This window comes from Pseudomonas sp. CLCA07 (assembly GCF_053615335.1).
Genome location: NZ_CM132131.1, coordinates 6,274,252 through 6,301,205, shown reverse-complemented (window position 1 = coordinate 6,301,205; position 26,954 = coordinate 6,274,252). Strand labels below are relative to the sequence as shown.

General features: G+C 61.4%; 22 protein-coding genes. 11 read left to right on the top strand and 11 right to left on the bottom strand.

Going from position 1 to position 26,954, the window contains the following annotated elements; translation table 11 throughout:
- Positions 1-83 precede the first annotated feature (83 nt).
- The 4 genes from ACWGZX_RS28850 to ACWGZX_RS28835 form a co-directional block, all read right to left on the bottom strand.
- Positions 84-1,751 carry a DUF1302 domain-containing protein gene (locus ACWGZX_RS28850; protein ID WP_452626519.1) on the bottom strand — a complete coding sequence of 556 codons (1,668 nt, stop codon included), beginning with the start codon at positions 1,749-1,751 and terminating at the stop codon, positions 84-86.
- 67 nt (positions 1,752-1,818) lie between these two features.
- A complete protein-coding gene (locus tag ACWGZX_RS28845) occupies positions 1,819-2,904 on the bottom strand; it encodes an MBL fold metallo-hydrolase (protein WP_452626518.1) in 1,086 nt (361 codons plus the stop codon).
- Positions 2,897-4,750 carry a long-chain-acyl-CoA synthetase gene (locus tag ACWGZX_RS28840; RefSeq protein WP_452626517.1) on the bottom strand — a complete coding sequence of 618 codons (1,854 nt, stop codon included), beginning with the start codon at positions 4,748-4,750 and terminating at the stop codon, positions 2,897-2,899. Before ACWGZX_RS28840 ends, ACWGZX_RS28845 begins: the two co-directional genes overlap by 8 nt.
- Positions 4,747-5,832 carry an alkene reductase gene (locus ACWGZX_RS28835; protein ID WP_452626516.1) on the bottom strand — a complete coding sequence of 362 codons (1,086 nt, stop codon included), beginning with the start codon at positions 5,830-5,832 and terminating at the stop codon, positions 4,747-4,749. The genes ACWGZX_RS28840 and ACWGZX_RS28835 overlap by 4 nt, the downstream gene beginning before the upstream one ends.
- A gap of 254 nt (positions 5,833-6,086) precedes the next feature.
- Here ACWGZX_RS28835 and ACWGZX_RS28830 point away from each other — a divergent pair, with 254 nt between their 5' ends.
- Together ACWGZX_RS28830 and ACWGZX_RS28825 are read left to right on the top strand one after the other, a co-directional pair.
- Complete coding sequence (locus ACWGZX_RS28830) at positions 6,087-7,415, top strand: spinster family MFS transporter (protein ID WP_452626515.1); 1,329 nt, start codon at positions 6,087-6,089, stop codon at positions 7,413-7,415.
- Between the two features lie 569 nt (positions 7,416-7,984).
- The gene (locus tag ACWGZX_RS28825; RefSeq protein WP_452626514.1) at positions 7,985-8,419 is read left to right on the top strand and encodes a nuclear transport factor 2 family protein; all 435 of its coding nucleotides are present in this window, start codon (positions 7,985-7,987) and stop codon (positions 8,417-8,419) included.
- 64 nt (positions 8,420-8,483) lie between these two features.
- On the opposite strand, the gene cysQ is transcribed toward ACWGZX_RS28825, so the two are convergent.
- Positions 8,484-9,248 (bottom strand): 3'(2'),5'-bisphosphate nucleotidase CysQ, encoded by a 765-nt coding sequence (cysQ, locus tag ACWGZX_RS28820; RefSeq protein ID WP_452626513.1) that lies wholly within the window; start codon positions 9,246-9,248, stop codon positions 8,484-8,486.
- Between the two features lie 1,142 nt (positions 9,249-10,390).
- On the opposite strand from cysQ, the gene cysD reads away from it, so the two are divergent.
- The 9 genes from cysD to ACWGZX_RS28775 all read left to right on the top strand — a co-directional run bounded on the left by cysD (position 10,391) and on the right by ACWGZX_RS28775 (position 18,710).
- Positions 10,391-11,290, top strand: a complete 900-nt coding sequence (gene cysD, locus ACWGZX_RS28815) for a sulfate adenylyltransferase subunit CysD (protein ID WP_452629083.1) — start codon at positions 10,391-10,393, stop codon at positions 11,288-11,290.
- Positions 11,290-13,203: a sulfate adenylyltransferase subunit CysN gene (gene cysN / locus ACWGZX_RS28810; protein WP_452626512.1), complete on the top strand. Its 1,914-nt coding sequence runs from the start codon at positions 11,290-11,292 to the stop codon at positions 13,201-13,203. Before cysD ends, cysN begins: the two co-directional genes overlap by 1 nt.
- Positions 13,204-13,324: 121 nt before the next feature.
- Positions 13,325-14,437: a DUF1214 domain-containing protein gene (locus ACWGZX_RS28805; protein WP_452626511.1), complete on the top strand. Its 1,113-nt coding sequence runs from the start codon at positions 13,325-13,327 to the stop codon at positions 14,435-14,437.
- The gene (locus ACWGZX_RS28800) at positions 14,434-15,621 is read left to right on the top strand and encodes a sulfotransferase family protein (protein ID WP_452626510.1); all 1,188 of its coding nucleotides are present in this window, start codon (positions 14,434-14,436) and stop codon (positions 15,619-15,621) included. Before ACWGZX_RS28805 ends, ACWGZX_RS28800 begins: the two co-directional genes overlap by 4 nt.
- 32 nt (positions 15,622-15,653) lie before the next feature.
- Positions 15,654-16,370, top strand: coding sequence for a hypothetical protein (locus ACWGZX_RS28795; protein ID WP_452626509.1), 717 nt, complete (start codon positions 15,654-15,656; stop codon positions 16,368-16,370).
- Positions 16,371-16,391: 21 nt separating this feature from the next.
- Positions 16,392-16,847 (top strand): nuclear transport factor 2 family protein, encoded by a 456-nt coding sequence (locus ACWGZX_RS28790; RefSeq protein WP_452626508.1) that lies wholly within the window; start codon positions 16,392-16,394, stop codon positions 16,845-16,847.
- 20 nt (positions 16,848-16,867) lie between these two features.
- Positions 16,868-17,335 (top strand): SRPBCC domain-containing protein, encoded by a 468-nt coding sequence (locus ACWGZX_RS28785; RefSeq protein WP_452626507.1) that lies wholly within the window; start codon positions 16,868-16,870, stop codon positions 17,333-17,335.
- A gap of 40 nt (positions 17,336-17,375) precedes the next feature.
- Positions 17,376-18,167, top strand: a complete 792-nt coding sequence (locus ACWGZX_RS28780; RefSeq protein WP_452626506.1) for an SDR family oxidoreductase — start codon at positions 17,376-17,378, stop codon at positions 18,165-18,167.
- Between the two features lie 87 nt (positions 18,168-18,254).
- Positions 18,255-18,710, top strand: coding sequence for a nuclear transport factor 2 family protein (locus ACWGZX_RS28775; protein ID WP_452626505.1), 456 nt, complete (start codon positions 18,255-18,257; stop codon positions 18,708-18,710).
- A gap of 64 nt (positions 18,711-18,774) precedes the next feature.
- On the opposite strand, the gene ACWGZX_RS28770 is transcribed toward ACWGZX_RS28775, so the two are convergent.
- The 6 genes from ACWGZX_RS28770 to ACWGZX_RS28745 form a co-directional block, all read right to left on the bottom strand.
- Positions 18,775-20,157 carry a DUF1329 domain-containing protein gene (locus ACWGZX_RS28770; RefSeq protein WP_452626504.1) on the bottom strand — a complete coding sequence of 461 codons (1,383 nt, stop codon included), beginning with the start codon at positions 20,155-20,157 and terminating at the stop codon, positions 18,775-18,777.
- Positions 20,158-20,249: 92 nt separating this feature from the next.
- The gene (locus ACWGZX_RS28765) at positions 20,250-21,932 is read right to left on the bottom strand and encodes a class I adenylate-forming enzyme family protein (protein ID WP_452626503.1); all 1,683 of its coding nucleotides are present in this window, start codon (positions 21,930-21,932) and stop codon (positions 20,250-20,252) included.
- A 243-nt stretch (positions 21,933-22,175) separates the two neighbouring features.
- On the bottom strand, positions 22,176-23,318 hold the full coding sequence (locus tag ACWGZX_RS28760) for an acyl-CoA dehydrogenase family protein (protein WP_452626502.1): 1,143 nt from the start codon (positions 23,316-23,318) through the stop codon (positions 22,176-22,178).
- Positions 23,315-24,520, bottom strand: coding sequence for an acyl-CoA dehydrogenase family protein (locus ACWGZX_RS28755; RefSeq protein WP_452626501.1), 1,206 nt, complete (start codon positions 24,518-24,520; stop codon positions 23,315-23,317). Before ACWGZX_RS28755 ends, ACWGZX_RS28760 begins: the two co-directional genes overlap by 4 nt.
- Before the next feature lie 65 nt (positions 24,521-24,585).
- Positions 24,586-25,755 (bottom strand): acyl-CoA dehydrogenase family protein, encoded by a 1,170-nt coding sequence (locus ACWGZX_RS28750; RefSeq protein ID WP_452626500.1) that lies wholly within the window; start codon positions 25,753-25,755, stop codon positions 24,586-24,588.
- 10 nt (positions 25,756-25,765) lie between these two features.
- Positions 25,766-26,944 (bottom strand): lipid-transfer protein, encoded by a 1,179-nt coding sequence (locus tag ACWGZX_RS28745; RefSeq protein ID WP_452626499.1) that lies wholly within the window; start codon positions 26,942-26,944, stop codon positions 25,766-25,768.
- Between the last annotated feature and the right edge of the window lie 10 nt (positions 26,945-26,954).

The window sequence follows — 26,954 nt, the reverse complement described above, 5'->3', positions numbered from 1 at the left end:
TGCCGAAGCGTTACGCTGCGGCCATTTCCAGGTTTTGATGAAGGTTCGGGCGCAGCAAGGCGACCCGGATCTTGAGTGATCGATCAGAAGGTGTACTTCATCGAGAACGTGGCGTAGTCACGGTCGGCGAACGGACGCTTGATCGGGTCGGCTTCACCCAGATAGGCGATGTATCTCAAACCGAGTTCCAGGTTGCCCAGGTACTTGAAGGTCGTGCCCGCGCTCAGGCGTCGGTCACCGGCGACGCCGGAAATGCTTCCGGCCATGGGCGTGGAGCCGCTGAAGACGTTGGAGAAGTTGAAGGGGACGTCCAGATCCCAGCCTTGGAAAACTCCCGGATAACTGAACGATGCGCCCACGGTGTAGGCGCTGGAAGACTTTGTGCGAAAGCTCGTGGCTGTGCTGAAGGTAAAGTCATCGGAAGGCGCCACTAGAGGTCTAAGGGAGGGCAACAGGTTCACGCCTTGCAGGTTGGGCGCCGCCGAAGTGGATTCGACGCTGTCGACCTGCACGCGGATGATTTCGGCAGTCAGACTGGTCTGGCTGGCCCAGGGACGGTCCCCCAGGATACGGATCGCCGACAACTGCATTTGCTGGCCCTTGCCCCTGGCCGGCACCGCGCCAAGGCCGGTATTGACCATCACCGGCGCACCGTCGCGGTACGACCATTCGGCGCCGACCTGGGTGTCGCCGATCTTGGTCGAGGCGCTGATGCCGGTCAGTTTGATGTCTTCGAAGTACTTGATCCGGTAACCATTGATGGCGAAGGCGTTGAGACCACCGCCCACTGGCAGCGGGTCGTAGCCGACCAGGGCGGTGGCCGGGTTCTTGTCGTGGTAGTTGACGTGAAACAGCGACAGCTCGAGGGCCGGTACCGGGCGGTAACGCACCTGCACGCCCCACTGGCCGCCATCACTCGGTTCGTCGGTACCGAGGTAGGGAACCTTGCGGCCGTTGGCGTAGAGAAACTCGCGCCCCGGCCCCACCACGTCGGTGCCCGACAGGTAGCTGCCCACCGGCGGCAGCTCAGTGCCCTTCCATTCGTACTGCACGTATGCACCGAAGGTCAGCTGGGGGTTCAGTCGGAACGAGCCGGAGAACTGGCCCACCGGCAAGAGTATTTCCTTGACCTCGACACCCGGCTGGTTCGCTTTTACCGCATCAGACGGGTTTTGTACGCCGTTCACACCCGGGTAGAACAAACTCTCGCCCCAGGATTCGATGTGCCGCCCGGCCTTGACGTCCAGCATGGTGTCGTTGTCAAAGCGCCAGCCGCTGAACGCATAGACATCCAGCAGTTTGCTGCGACCGCCGCTGTAATAGCGGGTGTCACTGGTGAACTCGTCGTTGCTGCCGTTTTTGTTCACGGTGGCGGGCGAATCGTTATCGTTGTTGCGGTGGTAGACGTCGTCATAAAAGGTACTGCCGCGCACCACGGCGCCGTAGTTGTCCTTGCGCAGGATCATTTCCGCCAGCGCGCCCACGCGGTTGGTGGTCAGGCTGCCACTGTCGAAGTTACGGTTGGCATCGTCGGCGTTGATCGTCAGCAAGCGATCGCTCTGACTGCCAGTGCGCACACCGATGCCGTAGCTGGTGGTCACCGACCAATCCATGGTCGCGCCGTTGTCGAACTCGATTGTGTCACCGGCCCAAACGGGTGTGGACACCAGCGCAATGGCTGCCGCCAGGCTGCTGACCTGAAATGCGCGCGAACCGATGACCGTACAGTTATTGTTGTTTTTGTTGATCACACTGATTCTCCTCAATGACAACCGGCTGGCTGCCTGGAATGTTCAACACTGCTGCCGTGCCGTCCGCTCAAAACACCTTGAGTGGTGTAACAGCGCACGCTCCCCTTACAGCACGCCGGTAGCGATATCGCCCCCGGTCCTCTTCCCGCTCCAGCGACCCTTCGGCCACCAGGTAGTTGGCATGGGCCAACGTTTCGCCAAGCGCCATCAGCTCGTCGAAACGACCCGACAGCTTGGGAAACAACAGGGCCATCAGTTCGAGCACGGTGCGCGGCTCGTCACAGTTGGCCAGCAACAACGCCAGATGCCCGCGGTGATGGGCCTCCAGCTGATCCAGGCGCTGATGCAAATTGAAGAACGGCCGCTCGTGCGCCGGCAGTACCAGCACGCTGTCGGGCAAGCTGCGCAAATGCTCGATGGAATCGAGCCAGTCTCGCAGTGGGTTGGCTAACGGCTCCGTGGCATGCACACCGACGGTGGAGGTGATGCGCGGAAGCACCTGGTCGCCGGAAATCAGCAAGCCGTCATCGGCGGCATACAGACAGGCATGTTCCGGCGAGTGACCGCGCCCGATGACCACCTGCCAGGTGCGGCCACCAATGTGCAGCTGGCTGCCCTCATGCAAGCGTCGGTAATGGTTCAATGGCGCAGGCAGGAAATGCGCGTTGCTCATCACCGCAAACATCTCGGCACTCTGCTCGTCGCTGACGCCGGCCTTGCGGTAGAAATCAAGAAAGTCCCAGCCCGGCGGCTGATCGCCGGGAAACCTGACGTGCAGCGACTGGAACTCGCTGGCGGTCATGTACACCGGGCAGTGAAAACGCTCCGAAAGCCACGCGGCCACACCGGCATGATCAGAGTGAAAATGGGTGCAGACCACCGCCAGCAGCGGCAGCCCGGCACACACTTCACTCAGCACCCGGTCCCAGACCTTGCGGGTCTGTTCGGTATTCATGCCAGTGTCCACCACCACCCAGCCATCGGTGTGGCGCAGCAGATAGAGGTTGATGTGGTCCAGGCGAAACGGCAGCGGCATACGCAGCCACCACACGCCCGGTGCCACTTCGCGCACCTGACCGGAATCGGGTGCCTGCGGCCAGGGATAACGCAGGCCGCTGCGAAGTTCGTGACCGTTGTCGTCGAGATCAGCCATGGTCGGCCACCGCGAAAGGCGCCAGCCCGGCCTGCGTCAGCGCCTCCAGCGAATAAGGCACATAGGTGCGGGCCTGATCGTCGCGAATGAACAGTGGATCCCTACACAGACTCGGGCAATAACCCTGGCGTTGCAGGTCGACCTTGCGCAGTTTGAAGCTGGCCGTCAGGTCCGCCGACTGAGTGACCCGCACAAACACCGGCGCTGCATAACGCGGAAGGCGTGCTTCGGCCAAGGCGTACAGGGCGTCCGGATCGAATGCCTGGCCTGCCTGCATGAGCACGGCGGCCATGCCGGCGCGTCCTTCCTGGCCCGGCACATGAACGCCGTAGATGTTGATCAGTTCAAGACCCGACAGATCGCTCAGGGCGTCGGCCACTTCTTGGGTCGAGACGTTCTCGCTCTTCCAGCGATAGGTATCGCCGATGCGGTCGACGAAGTAGCAGTAGCCGTCGGCGTCCTCGCGCAGCAAGTCGCCGGAACTCCAATAGGCATCGCCCTCGCGCATTACATTGCGGCGAATCTTGCTCTCGGTGGCCTCTGCTGAGGTGTAGCCCTCGAAACGCCCGCCGCCAATCTCCGGGTGATCGACAATGAAGCCCATGGCCTCGCCAATCTCGCCCACTTTGCAGACTTGATAAAAACCGTTTTCGTCCCGTGGGTGGCAGTCGTTTTCAACGTCGTAACGCACCAGCCGCAGGTTGGTCTTGTTCCAGTCGGGCACGCGTCCGCAGGAGCCGAAATAGTTGTCGACGTTGATCACCGCGGCATTGGCCTCGGTGGCGCCCCAGCCCTCGAACACCTGGATCGGACCGAAGCGCTCCAGCCAGCGTTGCCAGGAATCGGGCGACAAACCGGCGCCGAGCATGCAGCGCAGGCTATGCTCACGTTCGCCTGCTTGCACCGGCTGGTTGAGCAGGTAGCGGCAGATCTCGCCGATGTACTGGAAGATGCTGATCTGATGCCGTGCCACGTCCTTCCAGAACTCGCGCACGCTGAATTTGCGGCGCACCACGATGGCAGCACCGGCGCGCAGCGCGGTTGAGGTCACCGAGGTGGCGGCCGCGCCGTGGTACAGCGGCAGACAGCAATAGAACACATCTTCGCAAGTGGCCTGCAGGGTGGTTTCCATCACATCGCCCGACGACATCCAGCGCATGTGGCTGTAGCGCGCGGCCTTGGGCAAGCCGGTAGTGCCCGAAGTAAAGATCAGCAGGGTCGGCGTCTGCGCATCGATGTGCGCGCGGATGTCGCGGGGAAACGGCGTGCGCGGGGCTTTCTCCAGGCGCGCAGCGAAATGACCGTCGATGCCCTTGGGCAACGGGCCGCTCCAGGGATTTTCCGTGTCGCGTATCAGCCAGCACGGCACGTCCGGAAAACCTTCGGTGGCCTGCACATTGGCCAGGCATTCTTCGCCGACCACCAACGCCTTGGCGTCGGTGGTTTGCAACGCATGCAGCAGCGGGCGGCCGTTGACCTGAGTGTTGATGAAGGCCACCACCACCCCGAGCTTGACCAGGCCGAACCAGGTGCAGAAGAACGCCGGGCGGTTTTCCATGGCCAGGGCGCAGACATCGCCGGCGCGCAGGCCATTGGCATAAAAGGTGTGGGCCATCTGATTGGCCCGCGCATCGACCTCGAAGTAGCTCAGGGTCTGCTCGCCATAGATCAGAAACATGCGCTCGCCCTGCTCGCTCGCTTGTTGTTCCAGGCGGTCGGCCAGGGTGTAGAGGTCGCCCGGTTTGATCAGCCCGGCGGCGGCTGAGCGCTGGTCGAGCAGCGCCTGGGTCTGCTCCCGTGGTACTGGGCCGGCCGGCAGGACGTGGTTCAAGTCATTCAGATTCATTGCGCCACCTCTTGGGTATTTGCTTGATAGGCGCGGTAATCCGAGTAGCCAGCCGAGCCCGGCGTATAAAGCGTCTTGCGATCAAAGCGATTGAGCGGCAAGCCACGCTTCAAGCGCTCCACCAGATCGGGGTTGGCAATAAAGTGACGGGCGAACGACACAGCAGCCCCCTCGCCCGACGCGAGAGCGGCACCGGCCGAAGGACCGTCGAAACCATCGTTGAGAATCAATGCATGGGGGCTGTGCCGACGCGCCAGGGCGAAGGCATCGAGCTCTGCCAGCGGCGAGCGCATGATGTGCAAGTAGGCCAGGTCCAGCGATGCCACGGTTTCACACAAGGCCGCCGCCGTGGCCGCCGGATCGCGGTCGTCGATGTCGTTGTAAGGGTTGCCGGGGCACAGGCGAAAACCGACGCGTCCGGCGCCAATCGCACCGGCCATGGCCTCGATCACTTCCTTGGCAAAACGCACTCGCCCGCTCACATCGCCACCATAGGCGTCGCTGCGCTGATTACTGCCAGATGCCATGAATTGCATCGGCAGATAGCCGCTGGTGCAGTGCAGTTCGACACCGTCGAAGCCGGCCAGGCGCGCATTCAATGCAGCTTGGCGATAGTCTTCGATGACATCGCCGATACCTTGCAAGGTCAGCGCCTGCGGCTCGTCGGTGTCCACTAGGCCGGCTGCGTCGCTGAATACCTGGGTGCGTGCGCGCAATGCCGAAGGTGCCACCGTGGCCGCCCCCGCCGGTTTGTTGTGCCGGCTGGCGGCGCGGCCGACATGCATCAGCTGCAGGACGATGCGCCCGCCCTCGGCATGCACCGCCTCAGTGACCCGCTGCCAGCCGACCATCTGCTCGTCGCTGTAGATCGCCGGGGTGCGACAATAGCCCAGGCCGCTGGCGGACGGCGCGGTGCCCTCGGCCACGATCAACCCGGCACTGGCACGCTGACGGTAGTACTCGACCATCACGCTACCGGGTACTGCATCGGCAAGGGCGCGGCTGCGAGTCATGGGGGCCATGACAATGCGGTTGGCCAATTGAAGCTCGCCCAGGGCGACCGGCTCGAACAAGACGCTCATTGCAATTCCTCAGCTTCTTATTGTTTTCAGGCTGTCGCAGGGCTCGCCACAGCGTGGGCAAGCGCTGACAAGGCAGCGGATATGGGCTGAATGATTGACCTTGAGCGCGAGCGAAACATCGTCCGACAAGACTAGGTTCGCAATCGTGTACGTCGGCTTGTACGGGGATGAAAAGATGGTCTGAACGGACGATGAAAAAAAACCGAGACAAGCCGAACATCGCGTCAACTAGAACAAAACCGGGAGCACCCGCAGTGAACCAATCCACCCCCGTGACATGGCGAACGCACTACGCGCTTTTCGTGCTCGCCAGCATCTATGTGTTCAACTACATCGACCGCCAGTTGATGGCGATCCTGATCGAGCCGGTCAAACTCGAATTCGGCATTTCCGATACCGGTATCGGCCTGCTGTCGGGGGTGACGTTCGCGGTGTTCTACACCGTGTTCGGCTTCCCGCTGGGGCGCCTGTCGGACCGCATCGGGCGCAAGCCGGTGATCGCTTTCAGCTGCATCGCCTGGAGCCTGATGACCGTGCTTTGTGGCATGGCCGGCAACTTCCTGACCCTGGTGCTGGCGCGGATCGGCGTGGCAGTGGGTGAGGCCGGCGGCACGGCGCCGTCGGTGGCGATGGTCTCGGATTTGTACCCGGCGAACCGCCGCTCCACTGCTCTGTCAGTGCTGATGCTCGGCTCCAGCCTGGGGGCGATCGTTGGCCTGGGCCTGGGTGGCTGGATTGCCCAGCACCACGGTTGGCGCTACGCCTTCTTGTTGATCGGCACGCCCGGCATCTTCCTGGGACTGCTTCTGCTGCTGACCGTGCGTGCGCCCAAGCGCGTAGCGCCGCTGGGCCACGTCGCGGCGCAACAGGATGGCTGGCTCAAGACTCTCGTCGAGCTGTTTCGCATGCCCTCTTTCCTGTGCCTGGTACTCACCGGCGGCGCGGCGGCGATTGCCGGCTACGCCATTGGCACCTGGAGCCCGAGCTTCCTGATCCGTTCCCACGGCCTCAATCTGCAAGAAGCCGGATTCCTGGTGGGCGTGGTGGGCGGTACCGGTGCGACCGTCGGCACCCTGCTGTGCGGCATGCTCACCGACCGCATGGCGCGACGCGATGTCGGTTGGCAAATCGGTGTGCCGTTGTTGGGTACGCTGATCAGCATTCCCTTCGCCCTGGCGTACTTCCTCTGGCCCCAAGGCACGGCGTTCCATATCGGCAGCATCGCCGTGCCGCAGGCGTTTCTGTTCTACAGCGCGTTCGCCTTCTTTGGTGTGTGGTGGGCAACACCGTGCCTGAGCGCCATTACCCACCTTTTCCCGGCTACACGACTGGCCCAGGCCACGGCGATTTTCGTCATGTCCATGACCCTCTTGGGCGTGGGTATCGGGCCGCTTTTTGTTGGCATGCTCAGCGACTTCTTCGTGCCAACCCTGGGCAGTGAGTCGCTGCGCTACGCCCTGGCTTCATCTGTTTCGATGCTGGTGCTGGCCAGCGTGTTCCTGAGCCTGGCGCTGCCGCGCTACCGGCAACAGATGAAGCACCCCGCTGCGCACCTCACAGCGATCCGGCCCGTGACTGCCTGACCGCCTTCGCGCACCACTACGCCGTTGCAACCCTGCCAGGTTCCAGCGGCTTTTTTATGGTTCTTCACGCATTCCTGGGAAATATGGATGACGCAATACCTGTAGGAGCCGGCTTGCTGGCGATGGATTCAAGTGCGCCGCGTTTAACCAGTTCTCCCGCGTTATCGTTGACGATCATCGTCGGAACGCCGCCCGCAGCAAGCCGGCTCCTACAGGGGAAATGCGTACGGCTCCCGATCAGGCCGGCCGGTCAGCCGCCTCGCTTTGGCTTTGGCTTTGGCTTTTGCTCTGGCTTTTGATCTTCTTGCCACATCGAGAGGCCGAACGCCAGGGGCAAGAGCCCTTGGTTACTTGGGGCTTTTCCAAGTGACTCGCTGTAAAAGCGAAACCATAGGTGGCCGTTACCGCAGGAATGGATATGTACTCCGACAACAAATAATAGGTCGGCTGTCAGGCCGCCTTCGCTGGCAAGCCAGCTCCTACAGTTGGTCGGGAACGGCCGCGCGAAATGGGTTGGCTTTCAGGCCGCCATCGCCAGCAAGCCGGCTCCTACAAGTATGAGGATCACCATGAGTACCAGCGCCATACAGATCTGCAACCTGCTTTACCGTTACGCTGAATGCCTGGACAGCGGACAACTGGTCGAGGCCGCCGAGCTGTTTCGTCATGCCCGCATCAAGGCAAAAAACCAGGGCGACTTCCTTGATTGCACCGCCCTGCTGGGGATCTGGCAGCAACGAATCAAGCTCTACCCCTGCGGCACACCCCGCACCCGACACGTCATCAGCAACCCCATCATCGACATCGACGAAGCCTCGGGAACCGCAATGGTTCGCTCCTGCTACACCGTCCTGCAGGCCACCGACATCCTCGCGCTGCAACCGATCGCCGCCGGGCGTTATTTTGATGAGTTCGAACGTGTGGACGGGGTCTGGCGATTCAGCTTTCGTGATTATTCGCACCTGGACATGATGGGGGACTTGAGCGCGCATCTGTCGATGTAAGTGCCAAACCAAAAAGGGCCTGTTTCCATCCCCGGAAGCAGGCCCTTGCACAAGCGTGTGGGGTCTATAGACCGTGAGCGTAGAAGTGCGGGTTATCCAGGCCGGGCTTGCCATAACGCAGCACATCACCGGCAAGGGTGCGGATCTGTCCACCGGCCGCAACCAGCACTGCATGCCCTGCGGCGATATCCCATTCCATGGTGCGCCCCAAGCGCGGATAAAGGTCCGCCTCGCCGGCAGCCACCAGGCAAATCTTTAACGACGAGCCTGCGCTTTTCAGTGAGCGCACCTGGCGCCCGTCGAGGAATTCATCCAGCGCCTTGGCATCGCCATGGGAGCGGCTGGCGACCACGTCCAGGCCCTCTTGCGTCACTGCACGGCAGTGGATGGGTTGGCGCTGCCCGGCCTGTTCGATAAAGGCTCCACAACCATGGGCACCGGCGAACAGACGCTCCAGCGCGGGCGCAAGAACCACCCCAAGCACCGGCTCACCGTTATCGATCAGGGCGATATTGACGGTGAACTCGCCATTGCGATTGATGAACTCCTTGGTTCCGTCCAGCGGGTCGACCAGCCAGAAACGCTGGCCCACCTCGGGCACCTGGCCGGCAGCGGCGGCCTCTTCCGAAATCACCGGAATCTGCGGCGTACGCGCCGCCAAGGCCTGCAGAATCAAAGTCTCGGCACGCTCGTCGGCTTCGGTCACCGGGGAGGCATCGACTTTCCCGCGCACCTCGAAATCCGAGCGGTACACCTCCAACACCAGTTCGCCTGCTTCGCGAGCAATACCGATGACGTCTTCAAGCAGAACAGTCATTGACTCGTTCATGGGAATTCTCCTGTTTTTGTTCTTCGTATGGTCCATTCGGCCTATGCGCCGTTTTCCGGATCCGGGAACAGTACAGACATCCACACCAATGCCACTCAGCAACTGGATGTTTAACAGGAGTTCCTGTGTCCCACGGCAATCAGCTATCCGTTCCACAGATCAACAGGCTTCGCCTGCGCGCCGTGCAGTTGCGCATCGCCGGCAGCACGCTCAAAGCCATCAACCAGGACACAGGACTCTCATCGCCGACAATCATCTCTGCCTACAAGGCGTGGCAAGCCGGTGGCTGGAATGCGGTACCCGTGCGCGAGCGCGGGCGCAAGCAAGGTGAAGGCCGCAGTCTGTCTGCCGAGCAGGAACAGAACATCTATCAACTGTTGGTCAGCACGCCGCCGGAACGGCACCAGTTACCGTTCCTGCTCTGGCAGCTGGAAGCAATGCAGGCACTGGTCAAGCGCCTGCACGATATCGACTTGCCAGAACGCACCGCCGCCCATTATTTGCAACGCTGGCAGCTCAATGCCGAGCGTCCGGCCAAACGTGTCGCGAATGCTTCGCTGGCAGTACAGCGCTGGTACCGCAGCACCTACCGGGACATCCTCGATCAGGCTCGGACGCAGAACGGCGAGATCCACTGGATCGATGACTACGGTGCCCGTAACGATCAGGGCAAGCTCAGTTACGGGGTACTGCGCGCGGTCAGCAATCGCGGCAAGGTGCTCTGGCTGCCATACGAAGACAGCTTGCGCGCCCCCCACCTGGAAGAGTTCTTCGACCGTTTGTATCGCTCGGCCGAACGCAAAGTGTTTGCCCTCCTCTCGGGCATGCACTGGCAACGCGCCGCGACCTTCATCACCTGGGCGGGTGAACGCGCTGAGCGGTTGCATCTGTTTCATCTGCCCGAAGCCAGCGCAATGCTCAGCGGCGCCCGCGAACTGGCGACCCAGATCAGTCAGCAAGCCGCGCGCGTCAGCCCTGACGATGTGCCAGGCAACGCGCCAGCCGCGGTTGCCACCACCCCGCCCCGCGACCCCATGCTGCAGATGTTGCGCCTGATGTTAAAACATCAAGTCGCGCATAAGTCCGAATCGCAGCAGTTGTACGTTGATAAACGACAACAACAAAAAGCGAGAGGAAAATCTATGACGCTTACCCACCTGCAACGACTGGAAGCCGAAAGCATCCAGGCAATGCGCGAGGTTGTCGCCGAATCCGACAACCCGGTCATGCTCTACTCCATCGGCAAGGACAGTGCGGTCATGCTGCACCTGGCCATGAAGGCCTTCTACCCGGCCAAGCCGCCCTTCCCTTTGCTGCATGTCGACACCACCTGGAAGTTCCAGGAGATGTATCGCTTCCGCGATCAGATGGTGGCCAAGCTGAACGTCGAACTGCTGACCCACACCAACCCCGAAGGCATTGAAATGGGCATCAGCCCGTTCAAGCACGGGTCGCAGATCCACACCGACATCATGAAAACCGAGGGCCTGAAACAGGCACTCGATCACTACGGTTTCGATGCGGCCTTCGGCGGCGCACGTCGCGACGAAGAAAAATCACGTGCCAAGGAACGCATTTTCTCCTTCCGCTCCGATCAGCACCGCTGGGATCCGAAGAATCAGCGTCCAGAACTCTGGCACCTGTACAACACGCGTAAACACAAGGGCGAGTCGATCCGCGTATTCCCTCTGTCCAACTGGACCGAGCTGGACATCTGGCAATACATCTACCTGGAAAACATCCCGATCGTACCGCTGTATTTCGCCGCGCCGCGCCCGGTAGTCGAGCGTGACGGGATGCTGATCATGGTCGATGACGCACGCATGCCGCTGAACCCGGGTGAAGTGCCGATGATGCGCAACGTGCGGTTCCGCACGCTGGGTTGCTACCCGCTCACCGGTGCCGTCGAGTCCGATGCCGACACCCTGCCCAAGATCATTCAGGAAATGTTGCTGACCCGCACGTCCGAACGTCAGGGGCGAATGATCGACCATGACTCGTCCGCATCGATGGAGAAGAAAAAACAAGAGGGGTATTTCTAATGGCACACGTATCTGACCTGATTGCCGAGGATATCGGGCAATACCTCAAGGCCCACGAGCACAAGAGCCTGTTGCGCTTCATTACCTGTGGCAGCGTGGACGATGGCAAGAGCACGCTGATCGGACGCCTGCTCTACGATTCGAAAATGCTCTTCGAAGATCAGTTGGAAGCGCTGGAGGCCGACTCGAAAAAAGACGGCACCCAAGGTGGCGAACTGGACTTCGCGCTGTTGGTGGACGGCCTGGCCGCCGAGCGCGAACAAGGCATTACCATCGACGTGGCCTACCGTTTTTTCTCCACGGAACTGCGCAAGTTCATCGTTGCCGATACCCCAGGCCATGAGCAGTACACCCGCAACATGGTGACCGGTGCCTCCACGGCCGACGTGGCCGTGGTGATGATCGACGCCCGACGCGGCGTGCTGACCCAGTCCAGGCGTCACAGCTATCTGGCTTCGCTGATCGGCATTCGCAAGGTGGTCCTGGCCGTCAACAAGATGGACTTGATGGACTACTCGGAGAAAGTCTTCAACGCCATCGTCGATGACTACCGCACCTTCGCCAAGCAGATCAATCTTCATGATGTCACCGCCATCCCGATGTCCGCACTGCGGGGTGAGAACATCACCGAGCAGAGCGAGCACATGCCTTGGTACCGCGGCACCACGCTGATGGGCTACCTGGAAACCGTCGAGATCGACGAGGCGCACCAGCAGAAACTGTCGTTCCGCATGCCGGTGCAGTGGGTCAACCGCCCCAACCTCGATTTCCGTGGTTTCACCGGCACCATCGCCAGCGGCGTGGTTCGTCCCGGCGACCGCGTACGTGTGTTGCCGGTCGGGCAAGAGAGCCGAATCTCGCGCATCGTTACCCTCGATGGTGACCTGCAACAAGCCGTGGCCGGCCAGTCCATCACCCTGACCCTGACCGACGAAGTCGATTGCAGCCGCGGCGATGTTCTCTCCACCGCAGAAGATCCGGCCAGCGTGGCCGACCAGTTCCAGGTCAGCCTGATCTGGATGCACGAACAGCCCATGCTCGCCGGTCGCCCCTACCTGATGAAGATCGGCGGCAAGACGCTGTCGGTCACCTTGGCGGTGCCCAAGTACAAGATCAACGTCAACACCATGGAGCACCTGGCGGCCAAGGAACTGGCGTTGAACGAGATCGGCGTGTGCAACCTCTTCTCCAGCCAGCCGATCGCTTTCGATCCCTACAAGGACAATCGCGAAACCGGCAGCTTCATCCTCATCGACCGCCTGACCAACGCCACCGTCGGCGCAGGTCTGATCGAGTTCTCGCTGCGCCGTTCGCAGAACATCCATATGCAGCACGTGGATGTGAACAAGAAGGCACGCGCCGAACAGATGGGCCAGCAGCCGGTGCTGCTGTGGTTCACCGGTTTGTCGGGCGCTGGCAAATCGGCCATCGCCAACCTGCTGGAAACCCGACTGTACGCCCGCGGCCGCCATACCTACTTGCTCGACGGCGACAACGTGCGTCACGGCTTGAACCGCGACCTGGGCTTCACCGATGCCGACCGGGTAGAGAACATCCGCCGGGTCGCCGAGGTGTCCAAGTTATTCGTGGATGCCGGGATGATCGTGTTGACAGCCTTCATCTCGCCGTTCCGCTCCGAGCGCGAGATGGCGCGTGGGCTGCTGCAAGAAGGTGAGTTCATCGAGATCTTCGTCGACACACCGCTGGCCGTGGCCGAAGAGCGCGACCCCAAGGGCCTGTACAAGAAAGTCCGCCGCGGCGAGTTGAAAAACTTCACAGGCATCGACTCGCCTTATGAGGTGCCGAGCAAGCCGGACATCCATATCCAGACCATCAAGCTGACGCCGGAGGGTGCAGTGGATCGGATCATCGAGGTGCTGACCGAGCGCGGCTTCATCGGTAAGGAACTCTAGCCCCGGCGCCCGGTTCGCCGGGCATTTAACCGTGCCCCTTGTCAGGGGCCGATGAATCTGGCTCGAGCGCCTCTGCGCAGGCGCTCACGAGCCGGGTTCGCCTAATCAAGAGAGTCTAACAATGACAATCAGCTCTATTGACGAACAACAGCTGTTGAGTGGCCAGACCTGGGCCACGTTCTGCGATCACCTCAAGCGCTGCGGCGAGCAGATTCTGCGTCCCGAAGCACCCGCCGATGCAGCCACCCGCGCCGAAGGCTTCCGCTACCTCACGCGCCTGCTGCGCATCGGCCTGGAAATGCACATCGAGTTTGCCGACCCGGCCTTTCCCAGCTTCTTCAAAACCTCCCACGAGACCGCAAAGATCGGTGCCGACAACCCGGACAACCTCTACGAGTACTCACGCCTGGACGGCACGCTGCAATACCGCATCAAGGGCCAGCGCGGCAGTGTCGCCTACCTGAGTTTCGGGACCCAGAAAGGCGGTTATGAAACTGACGGCACCTTGACCCAGACCGGTTTTATCGATGCCAGCCAGTTACAGGTCGATGCCCAGGGCAACTTCGAAATCATCCTCAGCCGCGAGTCACAACCGGGCAACTGGTTGAAAATGGAAGACGCCACCAACGCCTTGATCGTACGCCAGACGTTTCTTGACCGTCGCAGCGAAATGCCGGCCAAGTTGAGCATCGAGCGCATCGGCACCGATTCCAAGCCACAGGCCCTTGACCCGGCGACGTTCCAACAAGGCCTGGCGCGGGTATCGAGCTTCGTGGAGAACACCGCCCGGCTGTTCGCCGACTGGAGCGAAAGCTACCTGCCGCACAGCAATCAGCTGCCCCCAGCCAACCAGGCGCTCTGCCAATCAGTGGGCGGCGATCCGAACATTTTCTACTACCACTCGCACTGGGCGCTGGCCGAGGACGAGGCGTTGGTCATCCACATTGATAAAGTGCCGGACTGCGACTTCTGGAACTTACAAATCAACAATTACTGGATGGAGTCGCTGGACTACCGCTATCACCAGATCTGCTTCAACAAGCACCAGGCCCGGTACGACGACAACGGCGGCGTGACGCTTGTACTCAGTGAGTTGGACCCCGGGGTGAGCAACTGGCTACAAACCGCCGGCGTACGCCAGGGCACGCTCTGCCTGCGCTGGGTCGGTGCCCAGGAGCAATGCCACCCCACCACTCGCGTTGTAAACGTCGCTGCCGTCGCGGAGGTCGTATGAACGCGCACACCCGAATTGAAGATCTGACCGTCGACAAACTGTTGGCCAGCGCTGTCGCGCGCACCAACGGCCTTAGCCATTTTGGCGATGACAACTACCGTGCGGCCCTGCAGGCGCTACTCGATGCACTGGCTACCGAAGCCGGGCTGTCGCAGACCGGCCTGTATTTGCTGGAAGAAAGGTTGGTCGGGCAACTGGTCAACCGTCTGGTGATGGAAGACTACCTGAGCCGTCACCCGGAAATAACCCGGATACAAATCGACGATCCGCTGGTCATCGTCGGCCTGCCGCGCACCGGCACCACCATGCTTCAGCGCACGCTGGCGGTCGACCCACGCTTCTACTCCGCCGCCTGGTGGGAAACTCGCTTTCCGGCACCGCTGACTGACGAAACCCTGGCCGCGCCGGTCAAGCGCATCGCCCAGGCCAAGGCCGAGGTCGACCTGATGGCCGAGGTGATCCCGCAGATCCTCGCGATCCACCCGCTCGATGCCATGCTCTGCGACGAAGAGTTCATGCTCATGGAACACTCGTTCATGTGCGCCATGGACGCCTACGTCAATGTACCCAGCTACACCCGCTGGCTGGATCAGCAAGACCAGCGGCCGGTCTACACCCAACTGAAGAAAATGCTGCAGTTCTTGCAGTGGCAGAAGCAACAACGGGGTGAGCCGGAGGGTCAACGCTGGCTGCTCAAAGCGCCACAACACCTGCACACCCTGGATCTGCTGCTGGATGTCTTCCCCAAGGCGCAGGTGATTCTGACCCACCGTGAACCGGCCCAGACCATCCCGTCGATGGCCAGCATGGCCCACACCCTGTGGCAGATGTATAGCGAAAACCCGGACCCGAAAGCCGCTGGTGAGCAGTGGAACACTCGCATGGCGCGTGGCATCCGTCACACCATGCAGGTTCGCGAACAGCATGCGGCCGAGCGCTTTCTCGACATCCACTTCGCCGACACCGTGAAGCAGCCGCTGCAAGTGCTGGAAAAGGTCTACGCCTTCGCCAATCTGCCGTTTACCGACAAGGCCCGCACCGACGCGCAAGGCTGGCTGTCGCAAAACAGCCGGGAAAAACGTGCCAGCCACGACTACAGCCTGGAACGCTTCGGTCTGAACGAGGCGCAGATGACCGAGGACTACAGCGAATATCGCGCCCGTCACCTGAGCGTCAATCACTGAGCGTCAATCACTAAACAAGGGCTGGAGAAATCATGGAAAAAATCATGTTGACCTTGTGGAAGCCGGCACAACCCGGCGCCGGGCAATGGCGTGCGGATTTGCTCGGCCTGCGCGACGCATTGGCTGCAGCCGGTGCAAAAAAAATCCGCGTCATGCTGGTCGATGAGGCGGTGGCCGCCGCCTCGACGCAGCGCATCACCAATAGTGCCGTGCCCTTGGATGGGCTGCTCTCCTTGTGGCTGGACAGTGCCTCGCAATGGCCCGCCATCAAAGCACTCGTGGCGCCATTGACCAGCCGCCTGGAGGCTTATCTGGTGGTGGAATCCGAGCCGTATCCCGAGGAGCGTCAGGCCCGCGCTGCCCAGTACCGGGTGCCGGTCGGCGAGCGCACGCCCGGCATGAATCAGGTGGCGCTGCTGCACAAGCCCCACCGGTTGAGCTACGAGCAATGGTACGACACCTGGCGCAACGGGCACGGGCCTAATGCCTATCCGCTGCAATCGATCTTCGGCTACCGGCAGAACACCGTGGCACGGGCGCTTACCTTCGGTGCACCGGTGCTGCACGCCATCGTCGAAGAAAACTTCCCGCCCGAGGCCATCGGCAATCCGCAAGGTTTTTTCGCCGCCCTGGGCGACCCGGAAAAATGCGCGCAGCGCCAGCAGGCCATGTACGAATCGACCAGCAAATTCATCGACTTCGAGAAGATCGACTGCATCCTCACCAGCGAATACCAGCTCAGTGCCTGAGTGGCCCCAAGGAGGCTTCACATGTTGGATCTAGTAGCAATCGAGCTGATCAAACAGCTCAAGGCGCGCTATTTCCGCGCCATCGACACCTGCAACATCGAGATGCTCCAGGGCATGCTCACCGAGGACGTCACCCTGTCGTTCAAAAGCCCTGCCTACGAGTTCCACGTCAATGGTCTGGGCGATGCGCTGGACTTCTATCGCACCTCGTTCACCAAGACCCGCCTGGCCACCCACAACGGCCACACCCCGGAAATCGAAGTCGATGGCGACCAGGCCACAGCCCTCTGGTACCTGAGCTACGTGTTCATCAACCTCGAGGACAACACCCACATGCACGGCAGCGCGATCTACCAGGATCGCTACATCAAGCGCGGCGAGCGCTGGATGATCGCCGAGACCGGCTACGAAACCTTGCTCGAGACCATCCAGCCCTTGAGCGAACAGCTGCAGATCACCTCAAGACCCATCAACTGAATGCACAACAGGAGACAGTCATGGCAAGAGCAGAAAACATAGTCACCTCCCACACAGTGGAAATTAATGCCCCCGCCGGGGTGGTCTGGGAAGTGCTCATCGATCTGGACAATTACCACCAGTGGAACAGCTTCTGTCCGAGCATTCAGTGCGGCCTGCAGATCGGCGACGAGGTGCATATGCAGGTACTGACACCCGATACCGGCGAAACCGTTCCGGTCTTCGAATACCTCGTGGCCTGCGACCCCGAGCAGCTGTTGTCCTGGGAGCAGCGCCCCGTCCCGGAAAACATGGACGCCGCCCGCCGTGATCAGTACATCAAGGTCATCGATGCCAACCGCTGCAGCTATTTCACCACTGATATTTTCTTGGGCCTGAACCAGGACACGATCATGCGTGAACACGGTGCCTGGGTAAAAATCGGCTTCGACCAGATGGCCCTGGATCTGAAACGACGTGCTGAAGAACTGCACGCCAGTCGCACCTGAACGACCCATTCCCTACCAGAACAATAAGAAGGTAATTGCCATGTTGCTCAAAGATAAAGTCGTCATTATTTCCGGTATCGGCCCTGGCCTAGGCATCAAGCTGGCCGTGCGTGCCGCCGAATACCAGGCCAAGGCCGTGGTGTTGGCCGCACGAACGCCGGCCAAGCTGGACCAGGCTGAACAGGCCATCCGCGACGCCGGCTACAGCACACCGGTCTTGAAAGTCCCTACAGACATCGCCCAGGCCGAACAGTGCCAGACGCTCGCAGACCTGACGATCGAGCACTTCGGCCAGATCGACGTATTGATCAACTCTGCCTACGCCCATGGCGCCTGGGGGAGTTCCTCCGAGTCGTCAATGGACGACTGGCGCAAGGCGATGGACGTCAACTTGTTCGGCACCATGCACATGACCCAGGCCGTTGTGCCGCAGATGAAGAAGCAGAAGTCGGGCAGCATCGTCATGATCAACACCATGGCCACCCGCACCCCCAACCAACTGGAATCCGGTTATGCCGTCTCCAAGGGTGCGTTGAAAACCGCCGTGCAGTACCTGGCCCAGGATCTCGGCCCGTTCGGCATCCGCGTCAACTCCACCTTCATGGGCTGGATGTGGGGGGCGCCGGTGATCGGCTACTTCAAGAGCGAAGCCAAGCGCCTGGGCGTACCGATGGAGTCGCTGGTCGATCAGGTCGCCCAACAGATTGCGCTGCGCAAGATCCCCGAAGACAACGACTGCGCCATGGCCGCCCTGTACCTGGCGAGCGACTACGCCAAGGTCATTACCGGCGCGCAACTGGACGTCAACGGCGGCCACTTTCTGCCCTGCTAAGCACTTCAAGGCGACAAGAACGTCGCCGCTTTCCGGTGGCCACACGATACCCGTGTGGCCATCGCCATCCCCTTGGAGATTACTGACATGCTGGATCTCGTTGCCATCGAGCAGATCAAACAGCTCAAAGCCCGCTATTTTCGAGGTATCGATACCTGCAACCTCGAACTACTGCGCAGCATCCTCGCACCCGAGGTGAAGATCAGCTTCCAAAGCCCGACCTACCAGCTCGAACTCAACGGACTGGAGCAGGCCATCGAGTTCTACCGCAGCAACTTCACCAACCGCCGTTTCGGCATGCACAACGGCCACACCCCGGAAATTGTGGTCGACGGTGATGAGGCCACTGGCCTCTGGTACCTCAACGACTTGTTCATCAACCTCGATAAGCAGACCCTGCTTAACGGCAGCGCGATCTACGAGGACAGCTACGTCAAGACACAAGGCGAGTGGCGCATTCTCCGTACCGGCTACAAACGGCTGCTGGAGATCATCGGCCCACTGGATCCCCAATGGTTGATCACCTCTCAGCCGATCAACTGACAAGAACAAAAAAAAAGCCCCATCGGGAACCGATAGGGCTTTTGTCATTGCAACGACCCAGAGCTTACCGCCCGATCGCCCGTGCCGCATCCGCGGTGTACTGGTCCGGGGTGAATTTGCCTTCGTTGAGGATCGGCCCTTTCTTCGATTCGTTGGTCATGCCGTAGCCGGTGTACTGGCCAGAGTTCAGGTCCATGAAGAACTGCGAACCAGCCTGCCAGCCGCTCATGTCTGGGTGGTAGTAGTAGTTGATCATGGCGTGCTTCCAAAGCTGCCCACGGGCATCGTAGTTGTCGGCCATGACCGCGTTCCAGGTGTCTTCATCGATGAACAGCACGCGCTTGCCGTAGACATGGCGATAGCCTTCCTTCAAGTCGGCCTCCAGCACCCACACGCGACGCAACTCATAACGCATGAAGTCAGGGTTGGGATGGTTTGGCGTCAGTATGTCGGCGTACTTGACGGTGCCGGTGTTGGGTTTGAAGGCGTTGGCCGGGCTATAGATCTCGCGCTTGCCGATCAGTTTCCAGGTGAAGCGCTCCGGTGAACCGTTGTACAAGCGGTCTTCGTCGACGGTCATGGTGCCGTTGGTGCCGATCATCGGCTGATCGTAACCGTAACCCGGCAGTTGCCGTACACGCCGGGTGGACGGGCTGTAGGACCATGCCTGGCGCGCATCGGTGCCGAAGTTGTAGGGTTCATGGGAAATGCTCAAGTTGCCGTTGTCGCGGGCCGGCTTGAGGGTCATGTTGTTGCTCATGGCCGCAATCTTGTCTTCGGTCCTGGAGTCGACGGTTGGCGAGTTGGCCAGCGACAGGTTGCGTGCATAGGCACGGCCCCAGCCGATGCTGCCATTGGGCAGGACCGAAGCCAGGTCGCTGGTCTTTTCCTCGGTGTAGGCACGTGCCGGCAATTGATGATTCCACAGCAGTTCCATGCCGTTCTTGGGAATCGGGAATGGCACCTGGCCCAATCCTTCGAAACCTGCACCATCGTTGACCAGCTTGGCATGCAGCGCATTGTCCATCACGCGGCGGCAAACGTAATCGGGATAACGGAAATCCCGGTGGCCGGGGTAGATGTTCATTTTGTAGGTAGTTGGGTACTTCTTCAGCAGGGTCTTCTGCCCTTCGGTCAGGTGCGACTCGTACTGGCTCATGTTCTGTGCAGTGATCACCAGGATCGGTTTCTCCGCCGCATAGGGATCGACCGGTTGATCACCGGAATACTTCACATGATTCCAGCCCGGCACTTCGCCCACGTACTTGCCGGTGTACGGCGGAATGGTGCCCTCGGCGTTACCGGCTTGCTCGGCGCCGACACAGGTCAGCTCCTTGCCCAGTTTGGCGGCTTCCTGAGGTGACACCGCAGCGTGCGCATAACCCATCAGCCCGCTATTGGCTGTGACTGCGACCGCGAGCATGAGACCTGTTTTTGTTATTTTCATGTAATGCCTCCTTCGCTGATAAGGCTTTGTGATTTAGACCCATTGTTCGTGTTCTGCCGGCCCCGACATCGTCCGGAAAGACTAAGGAAGCGTTATGCGCCCAACTTTTCTTGCAGTTGTGCCTTTAGCACCTTGCCAGTGGCATTGCGTGGCAAGGGTTCGAGTACCCGATAGACCTGCGCCGGCACTTTGTAGGCGGCCAGGCGTTCGGCGATGAATGCGCAGATTTGAGCCTCCTGGGGCAGCGTCGATGCCATGCCATGCACGGCCAGCCCCACCGTCTCACCCAGCAGAGGGTCGGCGATGGCAAATGCTGCCGCTTCCAGGACTCCGGGCATATCGAGGACGCACGTCTCGATTTCAGCGGCGGAAATCTTTTCGCCACCACGGTTGATCAACTCCTTGACCCGGCCAGTGATATTCAGGAAACCCTCATCGTCGAGGTAGCCGATATCGCCGGTGTCGAGCCAACCGTCGCGCAGACTTTGCGCAGTGGCTTCTGGCAGATTCCAGTAAGCGCTCATCAGCGTCGGCGAACGAAGCCAGATCACCCCGCGATTACCCGCCGGCTGCGGCTGGTGCGGATCGTCGCCAATGCGGATGTCGACAATCGGCAACGCCCAACCCGCCGTCGCCGGCTTGTATATGAACGGATCGCCACCGATGGCAGCGCCGATACCATTGCTTTCGGTCAGGCCGTAGCCGGCGCCGCCGATGGCGTCGGGCTTGAGCTTGAGCATGTTGTCCAGCACCCCGGCAGATGCGGCTCCACCCCCCAGGCCGAGGCCGAACAGGCTCGCGGTGTGTTCGCTGGCAAAGCGCGGTGAGGCCAGCAGTTGCTGCATCATCACCGGCGCCCCGTTGAACTGGGTGCAGCGCTCGTCGCGGATCAAGTCCAGCGCCTGCTCCACATCCCACTTGTACATCAGCAGCAAGCGCCGCCCCCCGCGCAAGGCGCAGAGAAACTGCGCATGCAGGCCACTGACGTGAAACATCGGCACCGCTGCAAGAGTAGTCGGCGGGTAGCCGCTATTGATCACCACGCCGATGCGTTCGGGCGAGCTCATGGCGCAAAAAGCGCCTTGGAAATCCAGGGCAAAGAGCGCCTGGCAAATTGCCCGGTGACTGGACACTGCGCCCTTGGCGCGACTGGTGGTGCCCGAGGTGTAGAGAATCAGTGCCGGCGTGTCGGGATCGATTTTCAGCGCTGGCGTGGGCAATGCCGGGACGCTGATCAGGTCCTCGAAACGCAGGCAGTGCTCGGGTAAAGACTCGCCCTGGGCCCCGACGACAATGGTCGCCCGATGCTCGCGGGCCAGATCTTCTCGCAGGGTTTCGAGACGCGCTTCGTCGCACAGCAGTAAGCGCGAACCGCTGTCCTGCAACGCGTATTGCAACTCATCGCGCAGGCCCCAACTGTTAAGCGGCACACACACTGCACCGCAGCGCTGGATAGCGGCAAAGGCCACCAGCCAAGCTGGCTGGTTGCGCATGGCAATCGCCACCCGCTCGCCCGGTTGCAAGCCGAAACGGGCAACCATCTGCCCGGCCAGGCGGTCGACCTGATCGAAGAATTGGTTGAAAGTCAGGCGTTGCGACTGCCAGATCAGGAACTCGCGGTCGCCGTGGACGCGACCTGAGTCGATCACTTGCAGCAGGTTTTCCGCGGCGTGACGGAAGTAACGTGGAGCGCCATCATCGGGCGTCACCACCTCAAACGGCGCACCGGGGGCGATCAGTTCGCGCCACGCGGTTTGCCAGCGTTCAATGCTCATTTTTATTTTCTCCAAAACGGGCGAAAGGCCTGTGGGAGTAGCCAGCACATTCAATATCTTCATGGCCTGACACTCCGCCTTCGCGAGCAGGCTCGCTCCCACAGGGGGGTGGTGTTGTACTCAAGTAGCGGGTACCCGACTGATTCCATGTGGGAGCGAGCCTGATCGCGAAGAGGCCGGCACATTTAGCATCCTCGTTGCCTGACACTCCGCCTTCGCGAGCAGGCTCGCTCCCACAGGGTTTTACGCGTGGGCCGAATATCGTTGGCAATGGAAATCCCGGTCACCCAGGCAGCTCTGGGCGACGCGGACGCGCTTGAGGTACAGGCCGACATCCAGCTCGTCGGTGACGCCAATGCCGCCGTGCATCTGCACGGCTTCGTTGGCCACCTTGATCGCCGTGTCGCCGGTCTTCCATTTCGCCAGGCTGGCCAGTCGAGCGCGTGCCGGAGCATCGAGACTGGCGTCATCCAGGGTCGCCAGCGCGGCCATCAGAGCGCTGCGGCTCAGCGCCAGGTCGACGTACATTTGCGCTGCGCGATGTTGCAGGACTTGGAAGGTGCCAATGGGTGTGTCGAACTGCACGCGGGTCTTGAGGTATTCCAGGGTGGTTTCGAACAGTTGCTCGGCCATCCCCAGCAGCTCCGCCGCGAGGCAGATGCGGCCCCGGTCCATCGCGGTTTCCAGTGCGGTCCAACCCTCGCCGAGGTTGCCAAGCAGCGCTTCGCTGCCCAACTGCACCTGGTCCAGTTGCAGGCGTGCGCTGTTGCGCGAATCGATCAGCGGCAAGGCACTGACGGTCAAACCCTGCGTATCGGCCGGTACCAGAAACAGACTGATGCCCTGCGTCTCGCCCGGCTGCCCGGACGTGCGCGCCGCCACCACATAGGCGTCGGCACCCAGCCCGTCGACCACCCAGAACTTGTCGCCGTGCAAGCGATAGCCCTGCCCCTCGACTTTCGCTGCCAGGGCAATCCGGCTCGGGTCGTGGCGCGACTGTTCGTCCACGGCCAGGGCCAGGCGCTGTTCACCACTGATCACGGCTTGCAACCAGCGCGTCTGTTGCGCGGAGTTGCCTGCCAGAAGCACCAGCGAACCGCCAAGTACAACGCTGGACAACAGCGGCGTGGCGGACAGGTTGCGGCCCATGGATTCGAAGATCGGCCCAAGGCCCTTGCAACCGAAATCCAGGCCACCGAAGTCTTCCGGAAACGGAATCGCACTCCAGCCCAGATCGACCGCTCCCTGCCACAACTGCGCATCGAAACCCGCCTCAACCGCGTCATCGCGCAGTCGACGCTGGGCACTGGCCGGACTGCGGGCCGCGAGAAAGTCCCGGGCGCTGTCGGCCAGCAAACGCTGTTCATCGCTATAACGCAGGCTCATGGGGTGACTCCTTTTTTAGCGTCGGGCAAGCCCAGCACGCGCTTGGCGATGACGTTCAACTGGACCTCCGAGGACCCGCCGGAAATGGTCAGCGCATAGCTGTTCAACCAGGAACGGGTCACCGCCTGTTGCTGCTCGCTGAACGCCGGACTATCCCAACCGAAGGCATGCCCGGACATGGCATCGAGCAGCACCTCAAACTTGTCGCGTTCCTGTTCGGTGTGCACCAGCTTCATGATCGACATCAGGCCGCCGATGTCATCGCCGGCCCGCGCCTCTTCACCCATGCGCTGCACAGTCAGGTTGTAGGCATGCTCGTTCATCGCGCAGGCCGTGGCCCGCGCCTGTAGAGCGTGCTCGCTCTGAGTCTGTGGCGCCGGCAGGTACTCGCGCATCAGGGCCAGCAGGTCGAAGTGCGACGGCAGGCTGAACTCACCGAATTTCGACATCGCCTTGCGTTCGTGCTGCAACAGGTACTTGGCCAGGTTCCAGCCACCGTTCAACGGTCCAATCAACTGGCTCTTGGGGACTTTCACGGCGTCGAAGAACACTTGGCAAAACGCCGATTTGCCGCTGATCAAATCGATTGGCTGCGGCTTGACTCCAGGGCTGCGCATGTCCAACACGATCAGGCTGATGCCCTCGTGTTTCGGCGCACTGAAGTCGGTGCGCACCAGGGCATACATCCAGTCGGATTTGTCGCCGTAGGAGGTCCAGATCTTGCTGCCGTCCACCACGAAGTGGTCACCGGCATCGCGGGCGGCCATTTTCAGGCTGGCCAGGTCGGAGCCGGCGTTCGGCTCGGAGAAGCCCTGGCACCAGCGCACTTCACCGCGGGCAATGGGCGGCAACAGGTCGCGTTTCTGTTGCTCACTGCCGAAGGCCAGCAGCACCGGCCCGAGCATCCAGATGCCGAGGTTAATCTGCGGCGGCCGGCACTTGATGCGGCGCATCTCGCTTTCCAGAACCGCCAGTTGTTCGTCGCTCAGACCCGCTCCGCCGTATTCCTCGGGCCACTCGGGGCAGAACCAGCGTTTGTCGCGCATGCGTTCGAACCACAGGCGCGCGTCTTCACAGGGAAACTGCGGGTTCTGACTGCCCCACACCACATCGCCTTCAGCCATGCCGCTGCGCATCGACAGCGGGCAGTTAGCCTCCAGCCAGGCACGGGTGTCCTGCCGAAATTGCTCGATAGTGCTCATGAAAGCCCCCTTCGACCCGCCCCGGATCCGGGGCGAGTACGGTTTTTGTTTTTGATGGACGAGCGTCAGCGTTGGGTGCGCGGCATGCCGAGGCCAAACTGGGCGATCAGCTCGCGCTGGATTTCATTGGTGCCACCACCAAAGGTCAGGGTCGGGGCAGAGCGCAATTCAAATTCCAGTTCACCCTGCAACAGCGTCGCCGCCGAGCCGCTGCGCATCGAACCATTGGCGCCGACGATCGCCGCCAGCTTGCGCAGGATCTCGATGGCCGACTCCGAGCCGAACACCTTGGTGGTCGAACTCAGCGCGACGTTCATGCGTTCGAGCTCAAGGTCGGCGGCGATGCGCATGTTGATCAGGCGCATCGCTTCCAGTCGGGCATAACACTCGGCCAGCGAGCTGCGCACCCAGGCTTTGTCCATAGCCCGACGGCCCTGCTCGTCGCGGGCCCGCGCCCACAGGTAGACCCGGCGAAACAGCGCCACCACCTTGTCCGACCAGGTGCCCAGGCCGAGGCGCTCGTGGTTCAGTTGCGAGGTAATCATCTTCCAGCCACCGTGCAACTCGCCCACCAGCATCTCGTTAGGCACCCGCACGTTGTCGTAGTAGGTCGCCGTGGTCGGAATGCTGGTGGTGGGAATCAGGGTGTGGGAGAAGCCCGGCGTCGTGGTATCGACGATCAGCAGCGAAATGCCTTTGTGCCGCGCCTGGGTCGGATCGGTACGGGCCGCCAGCCAGACGAAATCGGCCGATTCGGCACCCGAGGTCCACAGCTTGTTGCCATTGACCAGGAAGCCTTCATCGTCTTGCCGGGCGCTGGTTTTCAGCACGGCCAGATCGCTGCCGGCGTCGGGCTCGGAATAACCGATGGCGAACATGATTTCGCCCGCGGCGATCCCAGGCAGAAAACGCTCTTTCTGCAACTCGCTGCCATGGGCCATCAAGGCCGGGCCGACGGTGCTGATGGTCACGAACGGCAGTGGCGCACCGGCGATGTTGGCTTCTTCAAAGAAGATCAACTGTTCGGTGGCGGCGTAACCCTGTCCGCCATGAGCCTTCGGCCAACCGACCGCGAGCCAGCCGTCGCGGCCCATCTGGCGGATGGTCTGGCGAAACAGCTCGCCGCCTTCCTTGCCGCGCAACTGCTCGCGCATGTCCGGGGTCATCAGGGCCTGGAAGTAGTCCCGCACCTTGTGGCGCAGGGCATGTTGTTCGGGAGTGAGGTCGACGAACATCTGCTGCTCCTTAGGCTGCGCCGAGAATCAGGCCGCTGGTGGGTACGCCGGTGCCGGCGGTGACCAGCACGTTCTGCACATCCGCCACCTGGTTGACCGCCGTACCACGCACTTGGCGCACCGCTTCGGCGATCCCGTTCATGCCGTGGATATAGGCTTCGCCCAGTTGCCCGCCGTGGGTGTTGATCGGCAGTTTTCCGCCACGGGCGTGGTGCCCGGCGCGGATGAATTCCTTGGCTTCACCACGCTTGACGAAGCCGAACTCTTCCAGCTGCGGCAGCACGAACGGGGTGAAGTGGTCATAGATCACGGCGGTCTGGAAAGACTCGGGACCGAGGCCGGACTGGCGATACAGCTCGCGGGCGACCACACCCATTTCCGGTAGCCCGGTGATGTCGTCGCGGTAGAACGAGGTCATGCTCTGCTGGCCGTGGCTGATGCCTTGGGAGCCGGCCTTGATGGTCACCGGTTTCTGCCGAAGATCACGGGCGCGCTCGGCCGAGGTAATGACCATCGCCACGGCGCCATCGGATTCCTGGCAGCAATCGAGCAAGTGCAGGGGTTCGCAGATCCAGCGCGAGGCCTGGTGTTCTTCCAGAGTGATCGGCTTGCCGTGGAAAAACGCTTGGGGGTTGGTCGCGGCAAAATCCCGCGCCGCCACCGCGATTCGACCGAAGTCTTCGCTGGTGGCGCCATAGGTGTGCATGTAGCGCTGGGCGAACATCCCGACCCAGGCCGCCGGTGTATGGAAGCCGTGGGGCATGTACCAGCCGTAGTTGACGTTGTCGAAGGTCGGTGCCGAAGCGAAGCCGTAGCTGCCGGTACCGAAGCGATACCAGGAACGCTCGTTCATGGCCCGATAGACCACCACCACTTTCGCCATCCCGGTGGCCACCGCCATCGCCGCGTGCATCACCGGTCCGCAGGCCGCGCCGCCGCCATGGGGCACTTGCGAGAAAAACTTGACGTCCTTGCACCCCAACAGTCGGGCGATTTCATACTCCGGGACCTTGTCCACGGAATAGGAGCTGAAGCCCTCGACCTCGGACGGATCGATGCCGGCGTCCTTGAGCGCGCTCAAGGTGGCCTCCAGGGCCAGGCGCAATTCGGTGCGTCCGGAGTTCTTGGAAAATTCGGTTGCGCCGAGGCCAACGATCGCGGCGCGACCGGAAATCGATGAATCAGTCATCTGTGTCTCT

Coding starts and splice junctions, on each gene's coding strand:
- ACWGZX_RS28835 (WP_452626516.1), bottom strand. CDS start 5,832: ATGAGCGTCTTGTTCGAGCCGGTCGCCCTGGGCGAGCTTCAATTGGCC.
- ACWGZX_RS28775 (WP_452626505.1), top strand. CDS start 18,255: ATGCTGGATCTCGTTGCCATCGAGCAGATCAAACAGCTCAAAGCCCGC.
- cysN (WP_452626512.1), top strand. CDS start 11,290: ATGGCACACGTATCTGACCTGATTGCCGAGGATATCGGGCAATACCTC.
- ACWGZX_RS28765 (WP_452626503.1), bottom strand. CDS start 21,932: ATGAGCATTGAACGCTGGCAAACCGCGTGGCGCGAACTGATCGCCCCC.
- ACWGZX_RS28795 (WP_452626509.1), top strand. CDS start 15,654: ATGGAAAAAATCATGTTGACCTTGTGGAAGCCGGCACAACCCGGCGCC.
- cysQ (WP_452626513.1), bottom strand. CDS start 9,248: ATGAACGAGTCAATGACTGTTCTGCTTGAAGACGTCATCGGTATTGCT.
- ACWGZX_RS28755 (WP_452626501.1), bottom strand. CDS start 24,520: ATGAGCACTATCGAGCAATTTCGGCAGGACACCCGTGCCTGGCTGGAG.
- ACWGZX_RS28760 (WP_452626502.1), bottom strand. CDS start 23,318: ATGAGCCTGCGTTATAGCGATGAACAGCGTTTGCTGGCCGACAGCGCC.
- ACWGZX_RS28750 (WP_452626500.1), bottom strand. CDS start 25,755: ATGTTCGTCGACCTCACTCCCGAACAACATGCCCTGCGCCACAAGGTG.
- ACWGZX_RS28790 (WP_452626508.1), top strand. CDS start 16,392: ATGTTGGATCTAGTAGCAATCGAGCTGATCAAACAGCTCAAGGCGCGC.
- cysD (WP_452629083.1), top strand. CDS start 10,391: ATGACGCTTACCCACCTGCAACGACTGGAAGCCGAAAGCATCCAGGCA.
- ACWGZX_RS28825 (WP_452626514.1), top strand. CDS start 7,985: ATGAGTACCAGCGCCATACAGATCTGCAACCTGCTTTACCGTTACGCT.
- ACWGZX_RS28800 (WP_452626510.1), top strand. CDS start 14,434: ATGAACGCGCACACCCGAATTGAAGATCTGACCGTCGACAAACTGTTG.
- ACWGZX_RS28770 (WP_452626504.1), bottom strand. CDS start 20,157: ATGAAAATAACAAAAACAGGTCTCATGCTCGCGGTCGCAGTCACAGCC.
- ACWGZX_RS28805 (WP_452626511.1), top strand. CDS start 13,325: ATGACAATCAGCTCTATTGACGAACAACAGCTGTTGAGTGGCCAGACC.
- ACWGZX_RS28785 (WP_452626507.1), top strand. CDS start 16,868: ATGGCAAGAGCAGAAAACATAGTCACCTCCCACACAGTGGAAATTAAT.
- ACWGZX_RS28840 (WP_452626517.1), bottom strand. CDS start 4,750: ATGAATCTGAATGACTTGAACCACGTCCTGCCGGCCGGCCCAGTACCA.
- ACWGZX_RS28745 (WP_452626499.1), bottom strand. CDS start 26,944: ATGACTGATTCATCGATTTCCGGTCGCGCCGCGATCGTTGGCCTCGGC.
- ACWGZX_RS28845 (WP_452626518.1), bottom strand. CDS start 2,904: ATGGCTGATCTCGACGACAACGGTCACGAACTTCGCAGCGGCCTGCGT.
- ACWGZX_RS28780 (WP_452626506.1), top strand. CDS start 17,376: ATGTTGCTCAAAGATAAAGTCGTCATTATTTCCGGTATCGGCCCTGGC.